Genomic DNA, 26,446 nt, shown 5'->3' on the forward strand with positions numbered 1-26,446 from the left:
GTCGTTCAGGCGTTCCCTGAGGAGGCGGCATGCCATCGATCAAGCTACCTACGGGCTCCGTTCACTACACCGAGCATGGGCAGGGTGTCCCCCTTGTTTTGCTCCACGCCAACCCCGGCGACAGCAAGGATTTCGAGGCCGTTGTTCCCGCGCTTTCAAAAACCTACCGCGTTCTCGCGCTTGACTGGCCGGGCTACGGTCAATCGGCTCTTCCACAACAGCCTGAATGGGTTGGGGTGCTGTTCTTCTACCAAGTCCTGCGTGAGTTCCTGGCAGCGTTGGCATTGCCGCCCGCTTGCTTCATTGGAAACTCGCTTGGCGGCAATGCCGCTGCACGTCTCGCCGCAGAGTCACCCGAGCTCGTCCGCGGCTTGGTGCTGGTTGCCCCGGGGGGATTCACGACCCCGAGTTTGGTTTCGCGCAACTTCTGCAAGCTGCAGGGCAGCCGGTTTTCTCTTTCGCCCCGTCGCTTTGCAAGTCTGTATCTCAAGCACCGCACAGCCACGACACGGGCCATGCTGGAGCGCGCGTCCACAACACAGGCCGCAGCACCACAGATCATGCTCAATCGTGCCCTCTGGCGTGGCTTCGCCACGCCGGACAACGACCTTCGAACCGTTGCGCCGAAGATCAAGGCACCCACATTGCTGCTCTTCGGCAAAAGCGATCCCGTGATTCCAGCCGGAAAAGACGGAAGGGTGGCAGCGCGGTGCATACCGTCAGCGCAGTTCAAAGCTCTGCCATGTGGCCACGCTTCATTTGCGGAGGTGCCAGAGCTGTTTCTGGAAGAAGTACAGCCATTCTTGGCGGCATGTAGCGCCTGACAATTCAAGCAAGCCGACTCCGCATCGCGGCTCGATGTTGTTCAATACGTGGCGCGGCCTCTGCTAAAGCCGACCGTCGACGGCGCGGCCATTTCGTGCACTACTGTCCGGGTGAGCCCGCGCCGAACCACCGCCACCCGCAACCTCGCCGCCGCCCGTGGCGCGCTCCAGATCGGCGTGGCCGGCACCGTCGCCGCCGCCACGCTGGCGGAAGCCGTGCACATGGCGGTGCTGTCGACCACCCCATGGGGGATCGGGCGGCCCCTGGCGAGGACCATCTACGCGAGTGTCCGCGGCGTTGCGGGCCTTGCAGGGCAGGGCGGCGATCGTCTGCTGTCCCTACTGGCGCCTCGCCTCGGGTCGGACACCCGCCGACGCCTTTCGCCTCCCGTGCCGTTGGGCGTCCAAGCGGCGCTCAATGGGGTCCTCGGCGACCGGCTCGATCAGGTGGCCCCGGCGACGGTGCTGCCCATGCGCCTTCATCCGCACCGTTCGTCGCGCGTGGCGCGTCGAACGGCCGTGGCGGGTGACGTGGTCTTCGTCCATGGCCTGTGCATGCACGATCGCCATTGGCAGGACGAAGCGGCGGACGCGGTCGATCTCGGTCGTGCACTGTCGATGGTCCACGAGCTACGGCCGCTTTACGCGCGATACAACTCCGGCCGGCCGATCGAAGAGAACGGTCGCCGTCTGGCAAAGATCCTGGAGCGTCGCGAGTTACGGCCCGCCAGTACAGACCGGCCCCTGCATCTGGTCGCCCACAGCCTAGGGGGGCTGGTCGTTCGTAGCGCCATCGCCGCGGGTGTCGAGCATGGGCACCGATGGCCGCAACGCCTCGGGCATGTGGTTTGCCTGGGGACGCCGCACGAGGGGGCTCCCCTGGAGCGGCTTGGTGCATCGATCGAGACGCTGCTTGCGCTCAACCGGTTTTCCGCGCCTTGGGCGATGCTGGGCCGCCTTCGCAGCATCGCGATTCGCCAACTCGGGGACGCCGCCGTGCCGTCATGGCCATCGTCGCTCGACGGCGTGCATTTGCATCTCGTGGCCGGGTGCCAGACACGGCGTGGTCCTCGGGCCGCGCACGAGCACTGGGGGGACGGGCTGGTCCCGGTCGCCAGCGCTTTGGCTCGATCCGTATCTCCGTCTGAGTTGCCGGTCCGCAGCCGACGGGTGTTCGACGACGTTGGGCACCTGAGGCTTCTGGGCCATCCGGACGTGACCGAGCACGTGCGGCGGATCCTCGCGGGGCTCTAGGCATCGCCCCTGTACGAAATTACATAATATTCATTATGCGAACTAGTGTTTTCTGCCGGTTCTTACGCCCCCAAGTCCCGCTGCGTCAGATACAGCCGCAGATCGAATTCCCACTGGTGATACTCCGGTGCCATATGGGTGCACAGCTGGTAGAACGCCTTGTCGTGGTCGCTCTCCCGCATATGCGCCAGTTCGTGCACCACGATCATCTCTAGGAACTCCGGGGCCGCATCCTTGAACAAGGCGGCAATGCGGATCTCGCGGCTCACCTTCAGTCGGCTCCCCTGCACCCGCGACACCGTGGTGTGCGTTCCTAGGGCGTGCTTCAGCACCTGCAGCTTGCCGTCGTAAATCACCTTGCCCAACGGTGGCGACTGGCGAAGGTGCCGGTCCTTCAGTTCTTGGACGTACTCGTACAACTGGCCATCGCTGCGAACGGCGTGCCGATCCGGATACTTCTCCGCGAGCATCTGGTCCAGCCGGCCTTGCTCGATCAAGGCACGTACCCGCTCCTGCGCCGGTTCGGGATAGCCAACGAGGTACTTCAATGCCTGCATGATTAGCCCGGCGGAAGGCGCGACACCGCGCTGTAGATCTTCGCCGCATTCGCGGCCGTCGTGCGGGCGGGATCGAGCTGCTGAACCATCGACGCAAGCATCGCGCCGACTTCGTCGATGCCCGGCGAGCGCACGGGTGGCAGAGGGCGGGCCGCGGGAGCCGGCGTCGCCAGCGCTTCCGGCGTGCCGATGGGCGTCGGCCGGAACGGGGCGATGGGCAGCGTGGGCCCCAGGGCGGGGCCGAAAACCGGCGGGAGCATGCGCCTAGGTTCCGTTGCGGGCGTCTGTCTTGGCGTGCGTTGGGTCGCGGTTTGACCGGCGTTCACCCCACTCCGCCACCCGCTCCAGCTTGCGGACGCGGGCCAGGGCCTTGAACGCCCGCTCCTCCCGCAGCGCCTCCGCTTTGCCGGCGACCGTGATCGTGGCGACGATGGCCTCCGGAGGGAACGCGCGTGTGAACTTGGCGCCCTTCCCTGCGCGATGCTCGGCGAATCGCGCCTCGACGTCCTTGGCGATGCCGCAGTACAAGCGATCACCGCGGCATCGGAGCACGTAGACGAACCAGTGTTCCGCGTCAGTCACTCTCGGCCTCGATGCAGACGGCCGCCCGGTAGCCCTCCGGCACCCCTTCGAAGCCTTCGAAACCCTGCCACCGGCGTCCCTCGTGCTCGTGGGTCCAACGGAGCGTCGTCGGCGCCGTCGGGGCATCGGGTTCGTGCCAGAAACGTCCGACGTCGATGGTGCGCGGCGCGATGCGGAGGCCGCTGCCGATCGCCTTCAGGGTCGCCTCTTTCCGCGCCCACGCACGCGTCAGTGCGGCTTGACGAAGCGTGGTGGGCAGGGCCCGCCAGGCCTCCAGCTCGGTGATCGCCAGGATCTCCTCGGCAAGGCTCTCGCTCGGGCGGGCGATCAGGGCTTCCACGTCGGCACCGAGCTCGCGCGGCCCCCAGGCCAACAGCCCCACGCCGGCGCTGTGGCTGACGTTGAAATGCAGTTCGCCCTCGGCCAAGACCGGTTTCCCGTTGTCCTGGACGCGGAACGCCAAGGCCTCGGGTCGGGTGCCGAGCACTTCGCCCAAGGTGAGGCGCAAGCACTGGAACGAGGCGGCCTGGCGCTGGCGCAGGACCGGCGTCGCCTTGCGGCCGACGCGCTCGCGTTCGTCGCTAGACAACAGCGAATCGTCCACGAGGACGGCATCGAGATCGAAGAAGCGGACGGAGAACGCGATGGGGACCACCCTGCTCTGCTCCAATCGTTCGGTCGCTGCGAGGAAGCCGGGGCAAAAGAAAAGGCGCCCGGGGGCGCCTTGTTCTGGTGGGCGGTACAGGTTTCGAACCTGTGACCCCTGCCGTGTGAAAGCAGTGCTCTACCGCTGAGCTAACCGCCCGTAAATCGGGACGCGAAGGATACGGGCTTCCCCCCGTGGCGGTCAAATTTCCTCCGCGGGCTGCTCAAACCTTGAGCAAACCGCCTTGACACGCCCATGCCGCAAGGCCGCGACGCACTTGCTCCAGAGCCTGTCCAGACGCTTATCCACAACGCGTGTGGAAAAGCGGAATGCCGCCTTCCGAGCCTGGTCAAAAAACCAGCAGACCGCTTGACACCCTTGCCGCGCCAGCCGCTCCGGCCGCATTCCCGGAACTGTCCAGACGCCTATCCACAGGCTTTGGGGAAAAGCGCCTGCGCGCTCAGCCGAGGCCCACCGCCTTCATCGCGGCCTGCACAGCGGGGCGCGCACGGACGCGTGCGCTGTGCGCCGTGAGCTTCGGCCAGTCGGCGAGGTCCATGCCCACGAACTGCAGCCAATTCAGCACCACGAACTGGTAGCCGTCGGCCACGGTGAATCCATCGCCGAGGAACCAGGTGCGCTCGCCCCACTGCGCTTCATGCTGGTCGAGGCGGTAGCGGATGCGCTTGGTCATGCCGGCCTTCTCCTCGTCGGAGAGACCGGGTGCGAACAGCACGCCGATGCCCTTGTGCAGTTCGCTGTTGATGAAGGCCAACGCTGACTGCAGGCGATAGCGCTCGCGCGTGCCATTGGCCGGCGCCAGCCCACTGGCCGGCGCGAGATCGGCGATGAACTGCACGATCGCCGGGCCTTCCACCAGGATCTCGCCATCGTCGAGCTGCAGGGCAGGCACATAGCCGAGCGGATTGATGACGCGGTAGTCGGCGCCGTGCTCGGTGGTCTTGCTGCGCAGGTCCACCTTCACCAGTTCCACCGGGAGGCCGGCTTCGAACAGGGCGATGGCGGGCGACAGCGAGCAACTGGCGGGGCTGTGGAAGAGTTTCATGGGGTGGGAGCCAAGGGAGAAATAGGAAGCCAGCGGTCGGCGAATTCCGAGGCGGGAACGGGCCGCCCGAACAGGTAGCCCTGCGCATGCGTGCAGCCGAGTTCGCGAAGGGCTTCGGCCTGGCCGGCATGCTCCACGCCCTCGGCCACGGTGGCCAGCCGCAGCGGGCGCGCCATGCCGACGATGCTGCCGACGATGGCGTAATCGTTCTGGTCGGAGAGCATGTCGCGCACGAAGCTCATGTCGATCTTCAGGCGATCCACCGGGAAGCGCTTCAGGTAGGCGAGCGACGAGTAGCCGGTGCCGAAATCATCGATCGCCAGGGCGATTCCCGCATCGCGCAGTTCCCGCATCACCGCCAGGGCGTGATCGATGTTGCGCATCAGTGCGCTCTCGGTCAGTTCCATCTCGATTTCGTCCGCGCCGATGCGGTGGGCTTCCATCGTCCGGCGTGCCCGGGCCAGCGCGTCCGGCGCGTCCAGCTGCTGGGCCGAGACGTTGATGGCCAGCCGCCCGGGAAGCGCCCTGCCCTGCACCTTCCAAGCCACCAATTGCCGGCAGGCCGCGCGCAGCACCCATTCACCGACCTCGAGCATCATCGAGCGCTCTTCCGCCAGCGGGATGAACGAGGCCGGCGAGATCGGGCCCAGCGTGGGATGGTTCCAGCGGATCAAGGCTTCGGCGCCGCTCAGCCGGCCGGTGGCGAGCTCGAACTGCGGCTGGAAATGCAGGCTGAGGGCGTCGCCGCGCATCACCGCGTAGCGGAGATCGCGGGCCAGCGCCACGCGCTCGCCGAGGCCGCTGCTCATCTCCGGCTGGTAGAGGCGGTAGCCGCCGCCTGCGCTCTTCGCGCGGTACATGGCGATGTCGGCGTGCTTCATCAGTTCCTCGGGCGCCTGGCCGTCACCCGGGTACATCGCAATGCCGACGCTGGCTCCGAGGGCGAAGGGCTGGTCCTGCGCGACGATCGGTTCGGCCAGCGCGTCCATCAGACGCTCGGCGCAAAGCGTGGCTTCGGGCTCGCTCGCGCCATCGGCGATCACGATGAACTCGTCGCCGCCCAACCGGCCCAGGGTGTCGTCGGGACGGACCACGTTGGCGAAGCGCCGCGCGACCGCGGCCAGCACGCTGTCGCCGATATCGTGGCCGAGCGTGTCGTTGACTTCCTTGAAGCGATTGAGGTCGATGAACAGCACGGCGAGCGGCTGACGTCGCCGCTCCGCGCTCACCAGCGCCTGGCGCAGGCGGTCGGTGACCAAGGCGCGGTTCGGCAGGCGGGTGAGCGGGTCGAAGAACGCCAGCTGGCGGATGCGCTCGGCCTGCGCCTTGGTTTCGCGAAGGTCGACGGCGGTGCGCAGGTAGTGGCTGATGTGGCCGTCCGGCCCATGGAGCGCCACGACGGACAGCCACACCGGCACCACGGCGCCGTCCTTGCGGCGCAGCAGCAGTTCGCCCTGCCAATGGCCCTCCGACTCCGCGTCCTCCTCGATGCTGCGGCCCTGCGTGGCCAGCGGTGACGCGGCGTGCAGGTCGGCCGGGCGCCGACCGACGACCTCCTCGGAGGTGAAGCCCGTGAGGCGTTCAAACGAGCGGTTCACCCGCACGATGCGGTGCCCGGCATCGGTGACCCCCACCGACTCCTTGCCCTGCTCGAAGAGCGCCGCGGCCAGCATCAGATCCTCGTGCGCCGAGGCGCGCTGGATCACCAAGGACGCGAGGCTGGCCGATTGCCTGAGCAGGAGGAGGTCGTCCGGTTCCGGCTCGCGCACTTCGTCGTAGTACACCGCGAACGTGCCCATCGGGCGCCCCGCGTCGTCGAAGACCGGCTCCGACCAGCAGGCGCGGAAGCCGTGTGCTTCGGCGAGGAAAAGAAAGGGCGCCCAGTTCGGATGGTTGTAGACGTCGGAGACGATGACGGTCTGTCCCAGCGAGGCTGCGGCGCCGCAGGAGCCGACCGTCGGGGAAATCTCCAGGCCAGCGAGTGCGGCGACGTAAGCGCCGGGGAGCGACGGCGAGAGGCTCCTCTGCATCCGTCGGCGATCCTCCGACAGCAACTGCATCGAGCAACGGGCGCCGGCGAGCTGGGACTCCACGAATCCAACGAGCCGAAGCAACAGGTCATCGAGCGGCGCACGGCGGCCCATCTCGTCCAGCAAGGTCAGGGTGAGTGCTTGCCAGGCTTCCAGTCGGCGCCGCTCGGTGATGTCCATGAAACTCGATACCGCGCAGGTGCCCAGGCCCTCGGCCTCGAACACGTCGGAATCGACCAGCAACCAGCGGCGCTTGCCGTTCGGCAGCCGGACGCCCATGGTCACGCCGAGTTGCGCCTCGCCGGTGCGCAGAGCGACTGGCCCGGGATGGTGATCGCCCGGCAACGTCGCTCCTTCGGCGGTGATGGCGCCCCAGCGCGGATCGAGCGAGTCGCGCCCGAGCATCTGCTCACGGCTCAATCCGAGCACGCGTTCCGCATCGGCATTGCAATGGACGATCTGTCCGTCGGGGCCCTGCACGACGATCGCCACGTGCGCAGCGGCGAGAATGCTCGAGGCCTCGACGGGCGAGTGGCGGTCGCGCAGGACGATCGGGGGGGCGCGATGGTTCTGGAGCGTCATCCTGAAAATCTCCAGGTGAGGCGATCAATCCGGCTGACGCCGGGTCCATGTCCCGAAGTGTTCGTAGAGCTTGTCGAGCTTGGGCAGGGCCACGGCCGCCACGTAGGGCTGGCTGGGGTTCCGCTCGGCATACCGGTGATGGTATGCCTCCGCGGGGAAGAACGCGCCGTGAAGCTCCAGGGTCGTCGCAATCGGGCCCGCGAACACCTTGGCGGTGTCGAGCTGGGCGATGTATCCGGCCGCGACCTGGTGCTGGCGGTGGTCGAGCGGAAAGATCGTCGACCGGTACTGCGTCCCGACGTCGTGGCCCTGTCGGTTGCGCTGCGTGGGGTCGTGGGCCACGGTGAAGAACACCCGGAGCAGCGCGCCGAAGCTGAGCTTCGCGGGGTTGTAGCTGATGCGGATGGCTTCGGCATGGCCACTGCGGCCGCTGCACACCGCGTCGTAGTTCGCCGTGGCCGCATCGCCGCCCATGTAGCCGGGCATCACGTTGAGCACGCCGTCGAGGGCGGCGAACACCGCTTCCGTGCACCAGAAGCAGCCGCCGGCCAGCACGGCCACGCCCATGTCGTCGTCGCGTGCGAGGTCCACGGCGGGCATCGGCACCTGGTCGGGCGCCACCTGCAGGCCCTGTCCGGGGATCGGGCAGAACGTGGCCACTCAGGCGTGCTCGTCGGCGGTCGGCATCAGGGCCTCGGCATCCTCGGGGCCGAAGTCGTGCTCCCAGCCCGCCATCAGCGCGAGGTAGACCAGCTTCTCAAATTCCGGCTCGAAGCGGCGGATCACCGAATCCGGGTCGGGCATCAGCTTCGCGTCGGCGATCAGGCCGAAATGCACGCGGCCGTTGTAGCTGAGGATGGAGACGCCGATGCCGATGCCGCCGGTCTGAGGCACCCAGAACATCATGTCCTTGATCTTGCTGCCGGCGAGGTAGAGCGGGCTCTGCGGGCCCGGCACGTTCGTCGCCACCGCGGTGGCCTTGCGCGAGAACAGCTCCAGCGCGACGCGCTGCAGCGGCACCGGCGCCATGCCCAGCGCGGCCAGCAGGCCGAAGGCCATGATCGCCTGCCGCGACTTGCGCAGCTGGCGCATGTTCGCCGCGACCTTCTGCAGCCGGGCCACCGGGTTCGGCTCGCCGACGGGTAGTTCGAGGAAGACGAGTCCGAAATGGTTGCCGAGCTGCTTGGCGTGCTCCAGCGGCCGCAGGTTCACCGGCACGGTGACGCGGATGTTGCGGCCGTCGAGCACCTCACCGCGTTCGATCAGGTAGCTGCGCAGCGCACCCGCCACCGAAGCGAGCAGCACGTCGTTGACGGTGCACTGGAACGCGCGGCCCACGGCTTTGACGTCGGAGAGGGTCAGCGGCTCGGCCCAGGCGCAGCGTTTGCTGACGCCCAGCGGCATCTTCAGCACGGTGGAGGGGTCGTCCTCTAGCGCGAGGGCGTAGGCGAGTTCCTTCGCGAGCTCCATGCCCTCGTTGGCGAGCACGCCGGCCAGCGAGGGATCACGGGCGAAATCCATGCCCTTCTCGAGCACCTTCTCGCCCATCTGCACGTAGCGGCCGATCGCGCCGACGCGTTGCGCGACCTTGGCGTGCTCTTCCTTCTTGAGCCAGCGCTTCGTCAGCGGCTCGGACTTCTGCGGCTGGGCCTCGACGTCGGTCATCGAGAGCAGCACCTGCACCAGCGCGATGCCGTCGGCGTAGCAATGGTGGATGCGGCAGACCACGGCCGAGCCGCCGCCGTAGCGCTCGACGAGATGGAACTGCCAGAGCGGCTTGGTCTGGTCGAGCGGGGTGCTCGCCATGTGGCTGGCGAAACGCTCCAACTCGCGCTTGCCGCCCCGGCCCGGCAACGCCGAGAGGCGCACGTGCCAGTCGATGTCGAAATCGGGATCGTTCTCCCAATGCGGCCCCATCGCCGTCTCGACCACCTTCTGGCGGAAGCGCGGATAGGCGAGGAAGCGATCCTTGATCACCTTCTTCAGGCGGTCGAGCGCCAGCGGCGACTCGAACATCATCACCGAGGTGATCATCATCAGGTTGGTGCTGCGCTCCATGCGCAGCCAGGCCGTATCGACCCGCGACATCGGCTCGCGGCGACGACGGCGCGGCGGCGGCGAGTCGCCGGCCGGTTCCGCGGCGCTGCTGCGCGGCACGGTGCTCCCGGTTTTCGCCGGCGCGCCCGATGCCCTGTCCCGCGTGGATTTCCGCCTCGCCATGGTCCCCTCCCCTGTTGACCGCAGGATGCCGCGCAACTCAGTCGTGCGGCAAGGACTTCGGGCCGGAATACGCCGCCAAGGCCTCGGCGCGACTCGCCTTCAGGTCGACGATGGGCTTGCTCGGATAGCCTGGCGCGGTGCGCTGCAGCACCTCGGCATGGGCCCAGGGCTCGGCGAGCGCTGCGGCCGGCACGCGGGCCAGTTCGGGCACCCAGCGCTGGATGTACGCCCCTTTCGGATCGAACTTCTCGGCCTGCGCCACCGGGCTGAAGATGCGGAAATAGGGCGCGGCGTCGGCGCCGGTGCCGGCCGTCCACTGCCAGCCTTGGGTGTTGTTCGGCAGGCTCGCGTCGACCAGCGTGTCCCAGAACCAACGCGCGCCATGGATCCAGTGGTAACGCAGGTTCTTGGTGAGGAAGCTGGCCACCACCATGCGCACGCGGTTGTGCATCCAGCCGGTGGCGTACAGCTCGCGCATGCCGGCGTCGACGATCGGCACGCCGGTGCGGCCGCGCTGCCAGGCCTCGAGATGGGCGGGATCGACCTCCGCCCATGCGAACTCCTGGAACCGCGGGTTCATGTTCTCGTCGCTGGTGTGCGGAAAGTGGAACAGCAGGTGGTGGCTGAATTCCCGCCAGCCCAGCTCGGAGTAGTAGTGGTCCAGATCCGGCTGCACCTTGGCCGGCACGCGGGCCGACTGCAGCGCCGCGACGATGCGCCGCGGCGAGATCTCGCCGAAGTGCAGGTGTGGCGACAGCTTCGAACTGCCGGTGCGGTCGGGGAAATTGCGCTGCTCTTTGTAGCCATGCAGCGCGCCGTCGATGAAGGCCTCGAGCAGGTCCGCGGCGCCGGCTTCACCGGGTTGCCAGTGCGGCCAGAAGCCGAGGTCCCATCCGCCCTCACGCGCGTGGGGGCGAAGCCCGAGCGCATCGATATCGAGCGAGTGGACGATCGGCACCGCCGGGAGGCTCGTCGGGGCCTCATGGGTGGTGTTGCCGTCCAGCGCCTGCCGCGCGTTCTTCCAGAATGGCGTGAACACCCGGTACGGGTCGCCGTTGCCGGTCTTGACCGTCCAAGGCTCGGCCAGCAGCGCGCCGTTGTGGCTCTCGGCCTGCAGTCCGGCGGCCTTGAGAGCCGCCTTGGTGGCCGAGTCGCGGGCGATGCTCGCCGGTTCGTACAGACGGTGCCAGTACACCGCTTCGGCCTCGCACTCCTTCGCCAGCGCCAGAAGCGTCTCGGTGCTCGGGCCCTGACGGATGATCAGGTCGCTGCCGATGGCGCGAAGCGCCTCGCGCAGCGAGCGCAGCGAGCGGTCCAGCCACGCGTGCGAAGCGGCGCCCGGCGCCCAGGGGGCCTCCTCTTCCGGCGCGTGGATGTAGACCGGCACCGGGGCATGCCCGGCCTTCAGCGCGGCCTGCAGCGCCGGGTGGTCGTCCAGCCGCAGGTCGCGGCGGAACCAGACCAGTGCGCGGCTCATCCGGCCACCTTCACCATCGGCCGCACTGCGGTAAAGCCGCCGTCCAGCGCGATGATCTGGCCGTTGATCCAATCGCCGCCCGGGCCGAGCAGGAAGGCCGCGAGCGCCGCGGCGTCCTCGGCTTCGCCGTGGCGACCGAGCGGGTACTGCGCGCTGATCGCCTTCTTCGACGCCTCGTTGGCGACGAGCTTCGCGGTCAGCGGCGTGGCCATCAGGCCCGGCGCGATGGCGTTGACGCGCAGGCCCATCGCCGAATGGTCGGCGGCCAGGGAGCGCACCAGCGCCTCGATCGCGCCCTTGGCCATCGCGATGGCGGCGTGGTTGCCGACGCCGATGCCCGCGGCGACCGACGAGAACATCAGCAGGCGCCCTGCCCCGCTGCCGCCGTCCTTTTGCGCCTGCTGCAGCGCGGCCACGTAGGCCTTGGCGGTGAAGAACGCGGTATCGAGGTTGGCGGCGAGGCAGTCGCGGTACTGCGCCTCGCTGGTGCGGGTGATGCCCGCCAGCAGGATGGCGCCGGCGGCGTTGACCACCGCGTCGGGCACCGCACCGAACGCGGCGGTGGCTTCGGCGACGGCATTCGCCGCGCCCGCTTCCGTGGCGATGTCCGCTTCGATGAGCACGTCGCCGTCATCGGGCGCGAGCTTGTCGAGCGAGCGGCCGGCGCGGGCCATGCGCCAACCTTGCGCGCGCAGCGTGGCCGCCAATGCGCGGGCAATGCCGCCGGAACCGCCGGTGATGAGGCAGGTGCGATTCATGTCGTCTCCTCGGGCACGCGGCCCGTTTGGGATGCGGTTTCAGGATTCGGGGCGGCACGCAGCCGGACGCGAAGCGCGGCAGCGGCCTCGCGGATGGCGGCGAGTTCCGCATCGGGTTTGCGGGCGAGGTTCTTCCACTGCAGGGCCGTTCGCGGATGGCGCTCGAAGCGTTCGCGGTGGCGGTCGAGGAAGTCCCAGTAAAGCGTGGTGAACGGGCAGGCCTTCTGGCCGGTGGCTTTGGCCGGGTCGTAGGGGCAATGCGCGCAGTAGTTCGACATGCGCTCGATGTACTTGCCGCTGGCCACGTAGGGCTTGCTGGTCATCTTGCCGCCGTCGGCGTACTGGCTCATGCCCAGCACGTTCGGCAGCTCGACCCATTCGACCGCATCGACATAGACCGCGAGGTACCACTCGTGCACCCGCCGCGGCTCGACGCCGACGAGCTGGGCGAACAGCCCGGTCACCATCAGGCGGTGGATGTGGTGCGCGTAGCCGTGCTCCAGCGTCTGGCCGACGGCCTCGGCGAGGCAGCGCATCTCGGTGTCGCCGGTCCAGTACAGCCCTGGCAGCGGCTCGTGCGCGTCCAGAGCGTTGTCTTCGAGGAAGGCGGGCATGCGCAGCCAGTACATGCCGCGGATGAATTCGCGCCAGCCCAGCACCTGCCGCACGAAGCCCTCCACCGCAGCCAATGGCGCCCCGCCCTCCTCCCAAGCCGCGACCGCCGCCGCGATGACGCGGCGCGGGTCGAGGAGCTTGAGGTTCAGCGCGGCGCTGATCCGCGAGTGGTAGAGCCACGGCTCGCCGGTCCACATCGCGTCCTGGTATCGGCCGAACAGCGGCAGGCGGTGGGCGATGAAGTCCTGCAGCGCCGCTTCGCCCTGTTCGGGTGTCACCGGCCAGTCGAACGATGCCAGCCGTCCGGGATGCAGGGCGAAGCGGCGTTCGACGAGATCGATCACCTCGCGGGTGGTCGCATCGGGCTCGAAGCGGATCGGCGCGGGCAGGAAGCCCGGCCCGCGCGCATCGAAGGCCTCGCGGTTGTCATGGTCGAAGTTCCACTGCCCGCCGGCCGGCTGGTCGCCGTCCATCAGCACGCCCTGCTGCCGGCGCATCTCGCGGTAGAAGTACTCCATCCGGTACTCCTTGCGGCCCTTCGCCCAGCGCGCGAAGTCCTCGCGGCTGGCTAGGAAGTGCGTGTCGTCGCGTTCGATCCACCGCACGCCGGCGTCGCGGCAGGTCGCCGGAAGGGACTGCGTCAGCCGCCATTCCCCCGGCGTCACCGCGATCACCGCCTCCGGACGCAGCTGCGCGAGGTCTTCGGCCAGCGCCGCCTCCAGCGTCGGAGCGTGGTGATCGTCCATCGCCCGGTAGTGGACGGTGACACCGCGGGCGCGAAGTGCGTCCCGGAAGTGCCGCATGCCTGAAAGGAACACCGCGATCCGCGGCTTCGTCGACCACACCTGCGTGGCCTCGTGGCCGACCTCGGCCATCCACACCGCATCCTTCGCCGGGTCGAAGCCATCGAAGGCCGCCGCGTCGAGGTTCAGCTGGTCGCCGAGGACGAGGACGAGATGGCGGAGTGCGCGGGGCATGGGCGGAGTCTGGACAGCGCGGCGTGCAGGGCACGTGGCCGACGGCCCTTTCCTGCCCGCAGCTCGCCATGCCGGCCCCCTACAATCGCGCCATGAGCGACCTCGCCAGCCAGCGCCCTACCCGCATCCGCGTCGATCTCGATGCCCTCGCCGAGAACCTGCGGGGCATCCGCCGGCATACCGGCAAACCGGTGATGGGCATCGTCAAGGCGAACGCCTACGGCCACGGCCTCGTGCCGGTGGCTCGGCACTTGGAATCGCAGGGCATCGACCAGTTGGGCGTGGCCTTCGTCGAGGAAGGCATCGCCCTGCGCCGCGCGGGCCTGCGGGTGCCGATCCTCGTCATGGGCGGGGTGTACGGCAAGCAGCTGCAGGACTTCGTCACCCACGATCTCGAGATCACCGTCTCGTCGATCGACAAGCTGCGCCTTGCGGAAGCCGCCGCCGAAGCGGCCGGTCGACAGGCCGTCGTGCACCTCAAGATCGACACCGGCATGGAACGCGTGGGTGTGCACAGCTACTCGTGCCAGGGCCTCATCGACGCCGCGCTCGCCTCGCACGGCTGCGTGGTCAAGGGTGTCTATTCGCACCTGGCCTGCGCCGACGACCCGACGCATCCGATGACCGCCCAGCAGATCGCCCGCTTCGCCGAGGCCTGCGCCCACGTCGAACGGGCCTGCGCCCGCAGCGGCGGGCCGATGCCGATCCGTCATCTGGCGAACTCCGGGGGCGTGCTGCATTTCCCCGACACCTGGCTCGACATGGTTCGTCCGGGCATCGCGCTTTACGGCGCCCTGCCCGACCCCGCCTCGCGCGATCCGATCGGATTGAAGCCGGTGCTGTCGCTGACCTCGCGCGTCGTCTACTTCAAGGTCGTGCGTGCCGGCGCGACGGTGAGCTATGGCGCGACGTGGACGGCCGGCACCGATACCCGGGTGATCACGATTCCCATCGGCTACGGCGACGGCTGGCCGCGCGCGTTGTCGTCGAAAGGCGAGGTGCTGGTGCGCGGCCTGCGCAAGCCGATCATCGGGCGTGTGTGCATGGACCAGTTCATGGTCGATCTCGGTCCCGAGGGCACCGCCTACAACGAGGACGAGGTCGTGCTGATCGGCACGCAGGGCGATGGGGCCATGAGCGTCGAGGCGGTGGCCGAGCGCGCCGGCACCATTCCCTACGAGATCCTGACGGGCTTGAACGAGCGCATCCCGCGCGAATACGTCGGCGGCTGAGCCCGCGGCAGCGCCTTACTCGAAGCTGCCCACCGAATCGCGGGCGAGGTTGTCGAAGCGCGTGTACTCGCCGAAGAACTTCAGCTTGACGGTGCCGGTCGCGCCGTTACGGTGCTTGGAGATCAGCACTTCCGCCAGGCCTTTGTCGTTGCTGTCCTTGTTGTAGTAATCGTCGCGGTAGATGAACAGGATGATGTCGGCATCCTGCTCGATGGCGCCCGACTCGCGGAGGTCGGACATCACCGGGCGCTTGTCGGTGCGCGATTCGAGGCCGCGGTTGAGCTGCGAGAGCGCGATCACCGGCAGGTTGAGCTCCTTCGCCAGCGCCTTCAGCGAGCGGCTGATCTCGGAGATCTCGGTGGCGCGGTTCTCGCTGTTGCCGGGAACCTGCATCAGCTGCAGGTAGTCGACGACCACGAGGCCGAGGTCGTGCTCGCGCTTCAGGCGGCGGGCCTTCGACAGCAGCTTGGCCGGCGACAGCGCCGGCTCGTCGTCGATGAAGATCTTGCTCTCCGAGAGCATCTTCATCGCCATGGTCACGCGCGACCAATCCTCGTCCTCGAGCTGGCCCGTCTTCAGCCGGCCGGCGTTGATGCGACCGATCGAGGAGATCAGACGGAAGGCCAGCTGGCTGGCCGACATTTCCATCGAGAAGATCACCACCGCCTTCTTCGACTTCAGCGCGGCGTACTCCGCCATGTTCAGCGCCAGCGTCGTCTTGCCCATCGCCGGTCGCGCGGCGAGCACGATCAGGTCGGAGGGTTGCAGGCCGGCGGTCATCTCGTCGAAGTCGGTGAAACCCGTCGGCAGGCCGGTGACCGTGCCCTGCGTCTCGTAGCGCACCTGCAGGAGCTCGAAAGCCTCCTTCATCGCCTCCTTCAGAGAGACCATGTCCTTGCGGCCGCTGCGGTTCTGATCGGCGATCTTGAAGACGCGCTGCTCGGCCTCGGCAAGCAAGTCTGGCGTTTCGCGGTTGCCTGGGGCGAAGCCGTCTTCGGCGATCTGCGTGCCGACCTCGATCAGGCTGCGCAGCACCGACTTGTCGCGGACGATCTCGGCGTAGGCGCGGATGTTGGCGGCCGACGGCGTTGTCTGCGCCAGCTCGACGAGGTACGGCGTGCCACCGACCTGGTCGGCCAGCGCGTGCGACTCGAACCAGTCGCCGAGCGTCACGGCGTCGTAGGGCCTGCTCTTCTCCGAGAGCTCGGAGATGGCCTTGAAGATGAGCTGGTGGTCGCGGCGGTAGAAGTCCGTGTACGACAGCAGGTCGAGGATCTTCTCGAGCGCGTACGGGTCGAGCATCAGGCCGCCCAGCACCGCCTGCTCGGCGTCGATCGAGTGCGGTGGCACGCGCAGCGCCTCCACGCGGGGATCGATCGAGGCTCGGGGAGGAAGTCGTGCAGCCATCTCGGGGGTTCTACTCGGGGCGTCCCAGCGGTCGTACAGCGTAGGCGCGTTGGCGCCTGCGCCGTTGCAGACAAGTCTGTGGATAAGCGGTGGGAATCGTCGTCGCCCGGCGTCTCACGCCTTGCGACAGCACCAATGAAAACGGGCGCCGCGAGGCGCCCGTCTTCAACGACCGTGTACGGCAGCGATCAGGCGGCTTCGGCCTTGACCACGACCTTGACGGTGGCTTCGACGTCGGCGTGCAGGTGCACGACCACGTCGTACTCGCCCAGCGCGCGGATCGGGCCCGCGAGCACGACTTCCGACTTGGCGACCTGGTGGCCGGCCTTCGTCAGCGCCTCGGCGATGTCGCGCGAGGTGATCGAGCCGTACAGCTTGCCTTCCGGCGAGGCGTTGGCGCCCAGCGTCACGTCGACGCCGTCCAGCTGCGCCTTGCGGCCTTCGGCGCCCGACAGCAGGGCCTTGGCCTTGGCTTCGTAATCGGCGCGCTTGGCTTCGAACGCGGCGATGTTGGCTTCCGTCGCCGGCACGGCCTTGCCGTACGGGATCAGGAAGTTGCGGCCGTAGCCCGGCTTGACGCGGACCTTGTCGCCGAGGCCGCCGAGGTTGACGACTTTCTGCAGGAGGATCAGTTGCATGTCTATTCCTTCACGTTAGCGGGCCTCGAGGGCCCGCAGCGGGTGCTGTCCGTTCGGACGAATCACGCGGCGCCGCGCGATGGCGGCGCACGCGATCAATTGCGGTGGCTGTCGCTGTACGGCAGCAGGGCCAGGAAGCGCGCGCGCATGACGGCGGCGGCGAGCTGGCGCTGGTACTTCGACTTGGTGCCGGTGATGCGGGCCGGGACGATCTTGCCCGTCTCGGTCAGGTACTGGCGGAGCGTGTTGAGATCCTTGTAGTCGATCTCCACCACGTCTTCGGCGGTGAACTTGCAGAACTTGCGGCGGCGGAAGAACTTCGAGCCACCGTCGCTGCGGCCTTTGCCGCGGGGGGTCTTGGGCTTCATCAGGCAGCCTCCACGCTGTCGTTGTCGTTGTCGGCCGTACCTTCGCCGTCTTCGTCACGGCGACGGCGTTCGCCGCGCTCGCTCTTCTCGTCCTTGCTCTTCAGGATGGCCGACTGCTCGGTCACCGCTTCTTCGCGGGCGATGACGAGGTGGCGCAGGACGGCGTCGTTGAAGCGGAAGCTCTCGACCAGCTCGTTGAGCGTGGCCTGGCCGCACTCGATGTTGAGCATCGCGTAGTGGGCCTTGACGAGGTTGTTGATCGGGTAGGCCAGCTGGCGGCGGCCCCAATCTTCCAGACGGTGGATGGCACCGCCGGCGGCTTCGATCGACGCCTTGTAGCGCTCGATCATCGCCGGCACCTGCTCGCTCTGGTCCGGATGGACCATGAAGACGATCTCGTAGTGACGCATGGAATGTTCCTTTCGGATGGCGGCCTTGCGGCCGGTCAGCCCCCGGCGGTTGCCGTGGAGCAAGGTCTGCCCGTGGGCAGCCCGCGATTATTCCGGCAAAAGCGTTTCTGATCAAGCGCTTCCGTGAATGCCAGCCCAAGGGCGGTGTTACAGTGTTAAGTCCAAGTCTTTGATTTCATTGAGTTCCTTTCATTTGACGACGGCGTGAAGGCGGCGTATCCCGGTGCACAGGGAGCCGGCCCGGGGCCACTCCTCTTTCCAGGCGCTGCCCCACCCCCCGGGCCGGAACGGGGCGTCGCCACTCCAGGGGAACCAACGAAATGAGCGTGAACCCGAATCTGTCCCGGGCGGTCGGCGCCTTGGCGCTTGCCGTGTCGTCCATCGCCGCCGCGGCGCCCGATCCGAACGATGCGGCGTGGCAGGCGATCCTGCGCGACCCGTCGACGGCCGATGTGCAGCCCATCCTGCTCGACGCCGCTCTGGCCAAGCGCAGCAATGCCAGCCTCGCCGACGACACGTTCCTGCAGCTCGACCTCGGTCGCGGCCGCCAGGTGGAAGCCATGCGCCTGCGCAGCCATGTGACCAGCGGCGGCGTCGAAGTGTGGCAAGGCCTCGTCACCGACACCGCGGACCTCGCGTCCGGTGCCACCGAGATCGCCGACGACCCGATGAACAGTGCCATCCTGGTGCGCAACGGTAGCAAGATCACCGGCAGCGTGCGCGTGGAAGGCCAGCTCTACCGCATCCTCCCGCTGCACGACGGCACGCAGGTGGCGGTGAAGGTGGACGAGTCGCGCATGCCGCCCGACCATCCCTACACCTATGCCGGCGGCAGCCTCAGCCTGCCCGACCGTCCCTACGGCTTCCGCGCGCCGCGCTGGAACTGGACGCCGGAGGCGGACGGTCCGTCGCGCTACAACGAAGTCTTCGGCGACGCGCCCGCGGGCCCGACGGCCGTGGCCAAGGCCAACACCGTGATCCGCGTGATGGTCGTCGCCACCCAGGCCGCGGCCAACGCCAGCGGCGATCTCACCGGCCTGATCAACCTCGCCATCACCGAGAGCAACCAGGGCTACGCCAACAGCGGTGTCCAGATCACGCTGCAGCTCGCCGGCCTCTCCACCACGACCTACACGGAGTCGGGCAGCTTCAGCACGGATCTTTCGCGCTTCCGCGGCACGACGGACGGCTTCATGGACAACATCCACAGCCTGCGCAACCAGAACACCGCGGACGTGGCCATGATCGTCCTCAACAACAGCACGTCCTGTGGCCTCGCTTCGGCCATCGGTGCGACGGCCACCACGGCCTTCGCCTCGGTGTCGCGCACCTGCACCACGGGCTACTACTCGTTCGCCCACGAGATCGGCCACCTGCAGTCGGCCCGCCACGACCCCGCCAACGACCCGACCAACACGCCCTATGCGTACGGCCACGGCTACCAGTCGCCCACCAAGGCCTGGCGCACGATCATGGCATACAACTGCTCGCCGAGCTGCACGCGCATCAACTACTGGTCGAGCCCGCTGCGCACCTATGGCGGCCAGGTGATGGGCACGGCGACCCGCAGCGACAACGCCCGCGTCCTCAACAACACGCGGGCGACGATCTCGGCCTTCCGCTGATCGTCATCGGGTCCGCGGAGCCCCGGCTTCGCGGCACCGGCATGAAAACGGCGCCCTCGGGCGCCGTTTTTTCTTCGCCTCGCCCGAGTCAGGCTCAGACGGGCAGGTCGTCCCGGGTCGTAAAGCTCTCGCCGCAGCCGCACTCGCCGGTGGCCTGCGGATTGCGGAAGACGAACTCCTGGTTCAGCCCGCGACGCACGAAATCGATCTCGGTCCCGTCCACATGCGGGAGGCTGGCGGCATCGATGAACACCGGGACCCCGTCGGCCTCGACCACCGTATCGCCTTGGCCAGCCGATGCGGCCACGTCGATGACATAGGCGAAGCCGGAGCAGCCGTTCTTCCGGACACCGAAACGCAGGCCCGTGCCGCCCGGTTGCTGGGCGATGTACTGGCGGGCGCGATCAACGGCAGCGGGGGTGAGCGAAACGGGCATGCGGGCGTGAGGAGCGGATCAGGCCAAGGTGGCTGGAGCACCAGTGTAGCGCTGCCCGTCCTGCGGGCCACTGCAGGCTGCGTGAAGGCGGGCCGCACGGTATCCTCGCGGGTCCGTGTCCTAGGCCCATCGCATGAGCGTCATCAGCATCCAGCAGGCCCTCGCCGGCCAGCCCGCCCCCGGCAGCACCGTCACCGTGAAGGGCTGGGTCCGCACCCGCCGCGATTCGAAGGCCGGCCTGAGCTTCGTGAACGTCTCGGACGGCTCCTGCTTCGCGCCGATCCAGCTGGTCTGCACCGGTGATCTCGCCAACTATTCGACGGAAGTGGCGAAGCTGAGCGCCGGCTGCTCGGTGGTCGCCACCGGCACGCTGGTGCCCTCGCAGGGCCAGGGCCAGAGTTTCGAGATCCAGGCCACGAAGGTCGAGGTGCTGGGCTGGGTCGACGACCCGGAGACCTACCCGATCCAGCCGAAGCCGCACTCGCTGGAGTTCCTGCGCGAAGTGGCCCACTTGCGCCCGCGCACCAACCTGTTCGGCGCCGTCACCCGCATCCGCCACTGCCTCGCCCAGGCCATCCACCGCTTCTTCCACGAGGACGGCTTCTTCTGGGTCAACACGCCGATCATCTCGACCTCGGACGCCGAAGGCGCCGGCCAGATGTTCCGCATCTCCACGCTCGACATGATGAACCTGCCGCGCAAGCCCGACGGCAGCATCGATTTCTCGCGCGACTTCTTCGGCAAGGAGGCCTTCCTGACGGTCTCCGGCCAGCTGAACGTCGAGGGCTACTGCCTCGCGCTCAGCAAGGTCTACACCTTCGGCCCGACCTTCCGCGCCGAGAATTCGAACACGGCCCGCCACCTCGCCGAGTTCTGGATGGTCGAGCCGGAGATCGCCTTCGCCGACCTCAACGACGACGCCAACCTCGCCGAGCGTTTCCTCAAGTACGTCTTCAAGGCCGTGCTCGAGGAGCGCATGGATGACATGCAGTTCATCGCCGAGCGCGTGCAGAAGGACGCCATCACCCGCCTGCAGGCCTTCATCGACGAGCCCTTCGAGCGCATCGACTACACCGAAGCGGTGAAGCTGCTGCAGAAGGCGCCGCACAAGTTCGAATACCCGGTGGAATGGGGCCTCGACCTGCAGACCGAGCACGAGCGCTGGCTGACCGAGACGCACGTCGGCCGTCCGGTCGTGGTGATGAACTACCCCGAGCAGATCAAGGCCTTCTACATGCGCATCAACGACGACGGAAAGACCGTCGCGGCGATGGACGTGCTGGCGCCCGGCATCGGCGAGATCATCGGCGGCAGCCAGCGCGAGGAGCGCCTCGATGTGCTCGACGCCCGCATGCGCCAGTTCGGCCTCGACCCGTCGCACTACGAGTGGTACCGCGACTTCCGCCGCTATGGCAGCGTGCCGCACGCCGGCTTTGGCCTCGGATTCGAGCGCCTCGTCGTCTATACCTGCGGCCTGTCGAACATCCGCGATGCCATCCCCTACCCGCGCGCGCCCGGCCTGGCGACGTTCTGATCAGCCCGTCCCGCTAGCCGCCTCGCCATGGATGATTTCGTCCTCTTCCTGATGCTGGGTCTGGCCGGTTCCGCCGGCCCGGCCCACATCGGCTTCCGCCTGCTGGCGCACCGCCATCACCGCGACCGCGGCTGGCCCTTCGCCGAGGGCACCGAGGACGGCCAGTGGGGCTACAGCGCATGGCTCATGAAGCGCGGCTACGCGCGCGACGCCGACCGCGACATGGGCTTTTTCGGCTTTTGGGCCATGCTTTCCGGCTGGATCGCCGCCGTCGCCATCGCCTGCGCGGCGGTGATGATCGTGATGCGCCAGTACCCCTGATTTGGAGACTCCCATGAGCATGAACAGCGGCATCGAGAGCGATTTCGACGGCGAGTACGACGAGCGCAGCCCGGTCGTCACGACCGCGTGGTGGGTGGCCTGCCCGGCGCGCATGCTGGTCTGGGCCCGCCTGCAGGTGCGCGAATCGGGCGTGGGCGACGTGCTGGATTGCGATGGACAGTTGCTGGTGTACGACAGCGAGGACACCGCACGTGCCGCGTTGATGGACGCGGAGTTCCGCGCCCTCGATGGCCTCGACGATGACGACGTGGCCGGCTGGGGCATCCTGCTTGAAGACCTCATCCCACCCGAGGGCGACCACGACGACGACCTCGTGCCTCAGATGATGCGGGCCCTCGAGGTGCCGCAGCGGTGAGCACGCTCGACGGACGCCTCGCATTGGTCTGCGGTGGTTCGGCCGGCATCGGCCTCGCCTCGGCACAGGCCCTGGCGGCGGCGGGTGCGAAGGTGCATCTGCTGGCGCGGACGGAAACCACCCTGCGCACCGCGTTGGCCACCCTGCCCGGCCATGGCCACGGCTTCATCGTGGCCGATGCCGCGCATCCGGAGTCGCTGGTGCGCCACGTGCACGCCGCCATCGGCGACGAACCCGTCGCGGTCCTGGTGAACAACTCGGCCGGCCCCCCGCCCGGCGCCATCGCGAACGCCACCGCGGCGCAGTTCCTCGAAACGCTCCAGCAGCAGCTGCTGGCGGCGCACGGCCTCGCCCAGCACCTGCTGCCGGGCATGCGCGCCCGGGGCTTCGGGCGGATCATCAACATCATCTCCACGTCGGTGCGCGAGCCGATCCCGAACCTCGGTGTCTCGAACACCGTCCGCGCGGCGGTCGCCGCCTGGGCCAAGACGCTGGCCAGCGAAGTGGCGGCGGACGGCATCACGGTGAACTCGGTGCTGCCGGGCTTCACGAAGACCGCGCGGCTCGCCCAGATCCTCGAGAACCGCGCCCGCAGCACCGGCCGCACGTTGGCCGAGGTCGAAGCGGAGTTCCTTTCGGTGGTGCCGGCCGGCCGTTTCGCCGAGCCCGCCGAAGTGGCGGCGGCGGTGGCCTTCTATGCGTCGCCCGCCGCCGGCTACATTATCGGCACCACGCTCGCGGTCGATGGCGGCCGGACCAAGGCGCTGTGATCGCAATGCCCCGGGACGAGGCCATGGACGCCCAGAATCGACGCGACAACGAACGACTGCCTTTCGCCGCCGAGGTGCTGGTGGCTTGCCCGGACCGCGGCTGGCGCAGCGCGGTGCTCGATCTTTCCCCGGGCGGCTGCGCACTGCTGCGTCCGGCCGGTTTCGAGATGCACATCGGCGCCGTCGTGACCCTGTACTTCCTCACCCGCAACGGCCCGGGCCCGGGCGTCGGTGCACGCGTGGCGCGTATGGGCCCGCGCGATATCGGCTTCGAATACCACGACGAGCAGACCGTGCCGCCCTCGCTCCACGCGACGGCCCCGGCCGCAGCCCGAGGCTGAGTCCCGTCGACGTCGTCTGCATCGTCGATGCCCGACGATGCGGGCATGCCTGAAGGTCCAGAAATCCGCCGTGCCGCCGACGATTTGGCTGAAGCCATCGTCGGCGCGCCGATCGTCCATGCCGAGCTGAACCTGCCAACGCTCTCGAAGCGCGCCGGGTCGCTGGTCGGGCAGCGCGTGCTGTCGATCACGCCGCGCGGCAAGGCGCTACTGACGCGCTTCGACCACGGCCTGACGCTGTACACGCACAACCAGCTCTACGGCGTGTGGCGCGTGGCTGACGCCGGCGAGCGTCCGGACACCACGCGCAGCCTTCGCGTCGTTCTGGAGTCGGCGCAGAAGGCGCTGCTGCTCTATTCGGCGTCCGACATCGCCCTGCTCGATGATGCAGGCGTCGCGGCGCATCCCTTTCTCGCCAAGCTCGGCCCCGACGTGCTCGATGCTGGCACGACGGTGGGCGCGGTCCGCAAGCGTCTCGCCGAACCCTCTTTCGCGGGGCGCCAGCTTGGGGCGCTCCTCCTGGATCAGGGCTTCCTCGGTGGACTCGGGAACTACCTGCGTTCCGAAATCCTGTTCGACGCCGGCCTGCTGCCGATGCGGCGGCCGAAGGACCTCGATGCCGACGAGCGCAAGCGCTTGGCCGACGCCTGCCTGCGCATTCCGCGCCTCAGTTATGCCACCCGCGGGCGTCGCGGGAAGGCCCACAGCGCCAAGGGCGGCTTCCGCTTCATGGTCTTCGATCGCGAGGGCGAGCCCTGCATTGCCTGCGGCACGACGGTCGAGCGGCAGGAGGTCGGTACCCGGCGGCTCTACTGGTGCCCGCGCTGCCAAGCCTGAGGGGCCCGAACCTGTCCGTACGGACCGCGTAGCGGCTACGCTTCGCGGATGACCCCGCGTTTCGCCCTGCACATCGATGGCGAGGACCGAGCCTCGGCGCGCGACGCGTGGTTGCCGGTGTTCGATCCCTGCACGGGCGCCCCTTGGGCCGACGTGGCGGCGGCGGATGCGGCGGATGCCGAGGCTGCCGTTGCCGCAGCGCAGCGCGCCGCCCCGGCGTGGGCCGCGCAGAAGCCCTCCGAACGTGCCCGCTGGCTCGAGCGCATCGCGGACGCGCTGGAGGCCGAGGCCGAGACCTTCGTCGCGCTGGAGTCGCGCGATACCGGCAAGCCCCTCGCGCTGTGCCGGGAGCTCGAGATTCCCCGCGCCGTCGCCAACCTCCGTTTCTTCGCCGCCGCGGCGCGCACTTTCGGCAGCGAATCGCAGCACGGCGAGGCCGGCCTGAACATCATGCTGCGCCCGCCGCTCGGCGTCGTCGCGACGATCAGCCCCTGGAACCTGCCGCTCTACCTGTTCACGTGGAAGCTGGCGCCGGCGCTGGCCGCGGGCTGCACCGTGGTCGCCAAACCTTCCGAGGTCACGCCGGCGACGGCCACGGCCTTCGCCCAGCTCGCCACCCGGATCGGCCTGCCGCGTGGCGTGTTGAACGTGGTGCATGGCGAGGGCGCTGTCGTTGGCGAGGCGCTCGTGCGGCACCCCGCGATCAAGGCAGTCAGCTTCACCGGGAGCACGGCGGTCGGCCGGCGCATCGGTGCGATCGGCGGCGAGCAATTGAAGAAGGTCTCGCTCGAGCTCGGGGGAAAGAACGCGACGATCGCGTTCGAGGACGTCGAGCCCGGCGAGGCGGTTGGGCTGGTGGCGCGTGCCGCGTTCCAGAACGCCGGGCAGATCTGCCTCTGCGGCTCGCGGCTGCTGGTGCCCCGTTCGAGGCTGGACGAATGGCGTGAAGCGCTGCGTGCGGAACTGCCCCGCTGGTTGGCCGGCCCGCCCTCCGATGCTGCGGCACGGATCGGCCCCCTGGCCTCGGCCGCGCACGCGGCGAAGGTGCGTGGCTACCTGGCGCTCGCCACCGACGAAAGCGGTTCGGTGCTTGCTCAGGGTCGCGTGCTCGACAGCGCGGATCCCAACGGCTGGTGGCAGGCGCCCGCCGTGGTCGACGGTGTCGGCATTGGAAGCCGCTGCGCCACCGAGGAGATCTTCGGCCCCGTGCTCACCCTGCATGCGTTCGAGGACGAGGCCGAGGCGTTGGCGATGGCGAACGCCACGGCGTATGGCCTGGCGGCGACCGTGCTCACGCATGACCTCGCCCGCGCCCACCGCGTTGCCGCGGCGCTCGACGTCGGGTTGGTGTGGGTCAACACCTGGATGCAGCGCGATCTGCGCGTGCCCTTCGGCGGCAACCGCCAGTCGGGCGTCGGCCGCGAAGGGGGCTGGGACGCGATGCGATTCTTCACCGAAGCGAGGACGGTATGCCTGGCCACCTGATCCAGAGCAATCGCGAGTGGGCGGCCAAGGTCAAGGCCGAGGACCCCGAGTTCTTCAAGCGGCTGTCGCGCCAGCAGGCGCCGGAGTACCTCTGGATCGGCTGCTCCGATTCACGCGTGCCGGCAAACCAGATCTGTGGCTTGATGCCTGGCGAGGTCTTCGTCCATCGCAACATCGCCAATGTCGTCGTGCACACCGACCTGAACTGCCTGTCTGTGATCCAATTCGCCGTCGACGTATTGAAAGTGCGCTGCATCCTCGTCGTCGGCCACTACGGCTGCGGTGGCGTCCATGCCGCGCTCAAGGGGCAGCGTTTCGGATTGGCGGACAACTGGATCCGACACGTGGGCGACGTGGCCGACAAGCACGCGGGCAGCCTGGCCCAGTGCGAGCTCGAATCGCTGCGCCATGCGCGGCTCTGCGAACTGAACGTGATCGAGCAGACCCGCAACGTGTGCCTGACGACGATCGTGCAGGACGCCTGGGCGCGTGGGCAGAACCTCTCCGTGCACGGCTGGGTCTACAGCCTCCACGACGGCCGCGTGCGCGAGCTGGCGATGGACGTGCGCGGTGCCGAAGCCCTTGAGCCCACCTACAGCGAGGCCATCGACCGCCTGCAGAAGCGCGAGGTGCTGGCGTGAGTGGCACCGTGCACGCCGCCGCCGCGCCGAAGGCGGTCGGCCGCTATCCGCATGCGCGGCGGGTCGGCGACCTGCTGTTCCTCTCCGGCATCGGGCCACGCGATCCGGCCACCAACGGCGTGCCCGGCAACGTGGTCGACGCAGAGGGCCGCTTGGTGGCCTACGACATCGTCGCCCAGTGCCACTCGGTGTTCGCCAACGTCCGCGCCGTGCTGGAGGCCTCCGGGGCTCGCTGGGAGGACCTCGTCGACGTCACCGTTTACCTCACCGACATGGCGCGCGATTTCGCGGCGTACAACGCCGTCTGGGCGGAGCACTTCCCGGAGGTCGACACCGCTCCGTGCCGCACCACGCTGGGCATCACCGCGCTGCCGACGCCCATCGCCATCGAACTGAAGTGCGTCGCGACCCTGCGGCGCTGAACCCTGCCCTTTCCC

The 26,446-nt window shown here is 68.4% G+C and carries 29 protein-coding genes and 1 tRNA gene; 13 read left to right on the plus strand and 17 right to left on the minus strand.

What is annotated here, in order from left to right:
* The first annotated feature begins 29 nt into the window (after positions 1-29).
* Together O9280_RS05020 and O9280_RS05025 are read left to right on the plus strand one after the other, a co-directional pair.
* Entirely contained in the window at positions 30-824 is a 795-nt protein-coding gene (locus O9280_RS05020; RefSeq protein WP_298339613.1) for an alpha/beta hydrolase, read from the plus strand.
* Between the two features lie 111 nt (positions 825-935).
* Positions 936-2,078, plus strand: a complete 1,143-nt coding sequence (locus O9280_RS05025) for a hypothetical protein (RefSeq protein ID WP_298339616.1) — start codon at positions 936-938, stop codon at positions 2,076-2,078.
* Positions 2,079-2,140: 62 nt separating this feature from the next.
* On the opposite strand, the gene O9280_RS05030 is transcribed toward O9280_RS05025, so the two are convergent.
* The 12 genes from O9280_RS05030 to O9280_RS05085 form a co-directional block, all read right to left on the minus strand.
* Positions 2,141-2,635 (minus strand): YgjP-like metallopeptidase domain-containing protein, encoded by a 495-nt coding sequence (locus O9280_RS05030; protein WP_298339619.1) that lies wholly within the window; start codon positions 2,633-2,635, stop codon positions 2,141-2,143.
* A 2-nt stretch (positions 2,636-2,637) separates the two neighbouring features.
* Positions 2,638-2,895 carry a hypothetical protein gene (locus tag O9280_RS05035; RefSeq protein WP_298339622.1) on the minus strand — a complete coding sequence of 86 codons (258 nt, stop codon included), beginning with the start codon at positions 2,893-2,895 and terminating at the stop codon, positions 2,638-2,640.
* Between the two features lie 4 nt (positions 2,896-2,899).
* Positions 2,900-3,217, minus strand: coding sequence for a GIY-YIG nuclease family protein (locus O9280_RS05040; RefSeq protein WP_298339625.1), 318 nt, complete (start codon positions 3,215-3,217; stop codon positions 2,900-2,902).
* On the minus strand, positions 3,210-3,872 hold the full coding sequence (locus O9280_RS05045) for a 4'-phosphopantetheinyl transferase superfamily protein (RefSeq protein WP_298339629.1): 663 nt from the start codon (positions 3,870-3,872) through the stop codon (positions 3,210-3,212). Before O9280_RS05045 ends, O9280_RS05040 begins: the two co-directional genes overlap by 8 nt.
* 75 nt (positions 3,873-3,947) lie before the next feature.
* Positions 3,948-4,022 (minus strand) — tRNA-Val (locus tag O9280_RS05050).
* A 301-nt stretch (positions 4,023-4,323) separates the two neighbouring features.
* Entirely contained in the window at positions 4,324-4,929 is a 606-nt protein-coding gene (locus O9280_RS05055; protein ID WP_298339632.1) for a glutathione S-transferase N-terminal domain-containing protein, read from the minus strand.
* The gene (locus O9280_RS05060) at positions 4,926-7,541 is read right to left on the minus strand and encodes an EAL domain-containing protein (protein ID WP_298339638.1); all 2,616 of its coding nucleotides are present in this window, start codon (positions 7,539-7,541) and stop codon (positions 4,926-4,928) included. Before O9280_RS05060 ends, O9280_RS05055 begins: the two co-directional genes overlap by 4 nt.
* A gap of 24 nt (positions 7,542-7,565) precedes the next feature.
* Entirely contained in the window at positions 7,566-8,201 is a 636-nt protein-coding gene (gene msrA / locus O9280_RS05065) for a peptide-methionine (S)-S-oxide reductase MsrA (protein ID WP_298339641.1), read from the minus strand.
* Entirely contained in the window at positions 8,202-9,698 is a 1,497-nt protein-coding gene (locus O9280_RS05070; protein ID WP_298339644.1) for a wax ester/triacylglycerol synthase family O-acyltransferase, read from the minus strand.
* A 100-nt stretch (positions 9,699-9,798) separates the two neighbouring features.
* The gene (locus tag O9280_RS05075) at positions 9,799-11,238 is read right to left on the minus strand and encodes a deoxyribodipyrimidine photo-lyase (protein WP_298339647.1); all 1,440 of its coding nucleotides are present in this window, start codon (positions 11,236-11,238) and stop codon (positions 9,799-9,801) included.
* Positions 11,235-11,996, minus strand: coding sequence for an SDR family oxidoreductase (locus tag O9280_RS05080; RefSeq protein ID WP_298339652.1), 762 nt, complete (start codon positions 11,994-11,996; stop codon positions 11,235-11,237). The genes O9280_RS05075 and O9280_RS05080 overlap by 4 nt, the downstream gene beginning before the upstream one ends.
* Positions 11,993-13,588 carry a cryptochrome/photolyase family protein gene (locus O9280_RS05085; RefSeq protein WP_298339655.1) on the minus strand — a complete coding sequence of 532 codons (1,596 nt, stop codon included), beginning with the start codon at positions 13,586-13,588 and terminating at the stop codon, positions 11,993-11,995. Before O9280_RS05085 ends, O9280_RS05080 begins: the two co-directional genes overlap by 4 nt.
* 92 nt (positions 13,589-13,680) lie before the next feature.
* On the opposite strand from O9280_RS05085, the gene alr reads away from it, so the two are divergent.
* A complete protein-coding gene (gene alr / locus O9280_RS05090; protein ID WP_298339658.1) occupies positions 13,681-14,820 on the plus strand; it encodes an alanine racemase in 1,140 nt (379 codons plus the stop codon).
* A 15-nt stretch (positions 14,821-14,835) separates the two neighbouring features.
* Here the strand turns inward: alr and O9280_RS05095 are convergent, their stop codons facing one another.
* The 4 genes from O9280_RS05095 to rpsF form a co-directional block, all read right to left on the minus strand.
* Complete coding sequence (locus O9280_RS05095) at positions 14,836-16,227, minus strand: replicative DNA helicase (protein WP_297867207.1); 1,392 nt, start codon at positions 16,225-16,227, stop codon at positions 14,836-14,838.
* 188 nt (positions 16,228-16,415) lie between these two features.
* A complete protein-coding gene (rplI, locus tag O9280_RS05100; RefSeq protein ID WP_298339662.1) occupies positions 16,416-16,865 on the minus strand; it encodes a 50S ribosomal protein L9 in 450 nt (149 codons plus the stop codon).
* Positions 16,866-16,960: 95 nt separating this feature from the next.
* A complete protein-coding gene (rpsR, locus tag O9280_RS05105) occupies positions 16,961-17,233 on the minus strand; it encodes a 30S ribosomal protein S18 (RefSeq protein ID WP_297867205.1) in 273 nt (90 codons plus the stop codon).
* Positions 17,233-17,643: a 30S ribosomal protein S6 gene (gene rpsF, locus O9280_RS05110; RefSeq protein ID WP_298339665.1), complete on the minus strand. Its 411-nt coding sequence runs from the start codon at positions 17,641-17,643 to the stop codon at positions 17,233-17,235. Before rpsF ends, rpsR begins: the two co-directional genes overlap by 1 nt.
* Before the next feature lie 320 nt (positions 17,644-17,963).
* Between rpsF and O9280_RS05115 the strand changes: the two genes are divergently transcribed.
* Positions 17,964-19,268, plus strand: coding sequence for a M12 family metallo-peptidase (locus O9280_RS05115; protein WP_298339667.1), 1,305 nt, complete (start codon positions 17,964-17,966; stop codon positions 19,266-19,268).
* Between the two features lie 94 nt (positions 19,269-19,362).
* Here O9280_RS05115 and O9280_RS05120 read toward each other — a convergent pair whose 3' ends face one another.
* The gene (locus O9280_RS05120) at positions 19,363-19,704 is read right to left on the minus strand and encodes an iron-sulfur cluster assembly accessory protein (protein WP_298339670.1); all 342 of its coding nucleotides are present in this window, start codon (positions 19,702-19,704) and stop codon (positions 19,363-19,365) included.
* Between the two features lie 133 nt (positions 19,705-19,837).
* Here O9280_RS05120 and asnS point away from each other — a divergent pair, with 133 nt between their 5' ends.
* The 9 genes from asnS (at position 19,838) to O9280_RS05165 (ending at position 26,431) form a co-directional block, all read left to right on the plus strand.
* A complete protein-coding gene (asnS, locus tag O9280_RS05125) occupies positions 19,838-21,238 on the plus strand; it encodes an asparagine--tRNA ligase (RefSeq protein ID WP_298339673.1) in 1,401 nt (466 codons plus the stop codon).
* Positions 21,239-21,265: 27 nt separating this feature from the next.
* Positions 21,266-21,559: a hypothetical protein gene (locus O9280_RS05130; protein WP_298339677.1), complete on the plus strand. Its 294-nt coding sequence runs from the start codon at positions 21,266-21,268 to the stop codon at positions 21,557-21,559.
* Between the two features lie 112 nt (positions 21,560-21,671).
* On the plus strand, positions 21,672-21,935 hold the full coding sequence (locus O9280_RS05135; protein ID WP_298340607.1) for a hypothetical protein: 264 nt from the start codon (positions 21,672-21,674) through the stop codon (positions 21,933-21,935).
* Positions 21,932-22,705, plus strand: a complete 774-nt coding sequence (locus O9280_RS05140) for an SDR family oxidoreductase (protein WP_298339680.1) — start codon at positions 21,932-21,934, stop codon at positions 22,703-22,705. The genes O9280_RS05135 and O9280_RS05140 overlap by 4 nt, the downstream gene beginning before the upstream one ends.
* A gap of 23 nt (positions 22,706-22,728) precedes the next feature.
* Positions 22,729-23,046 carry a PilZ domain-containing protein gene (locus O9280_RS05145; RefSeq protein WP_298339683.1) on the plus strand — a complete coding sequence of 106 codons (318 nt, stop codon included), beginning with the start codon at positions 22,729-22,731 and terminating at the stop codon, positions 23,044-23,046.
* 45 nt (positions 23,047-23,091) lie between these two features.
* Entirely contained in the window at positions 23,092-23,883 is a 792-nt protein-coding gene (gene nei, locus O9280_RS05150) for an endonuclease VIII (RefSeq protein ID WP_298339686.1), read from the plus strand.
* 48 nt (positions 23,884-23,931) lie between these two features.
* Positions 23,932-25,368 (plus strand): aldehyde dehydrogenase family protein, encoded by a 1,437-nt coding sequence (locus O9280_RS05155; protein WP_298339689.1) that lies wholly within the window; start codon positions 23,932-23,934, stop codon positions 25,366-25,368.
* Positions 25,353-26,009, plus strand: a complete 657-nt coding sequence (can, locus tag O9280_RS05160; RefSeq protein ID WP_298339693.1) for a carbonate dehydratase — start codon at positions 25,353-25,355, stop codon at positions 26,007-26,009. Before O9280_RS05155 ends, can begins: the two co-directional genes overlap by 16 nt.
* Entirely contained in the window at positions 26,006-26,431 is a 426-nt protein-coding gene (locus tag O9280_RS05165; RefSeq protein ID WP_298339696.1) for a Rid family hydrolase, read from the plus strand. Before can ends, O9280_RS05165 begins: the two co-directional genes overlap by 4 nt.
* The last annotated feature ends 15 nt before the right edge of the window (positions 26,432-26,446 follow it).

The organism is Silanimonas sp., from assembly GCF_027531545.1.
Taxonomy (GTDB): domain Bacteria; phylum Pseudomonadota; class Gammaproteobacteria; order Xanthomonadales; family Xanthomonadaceae; genus Silanimonas.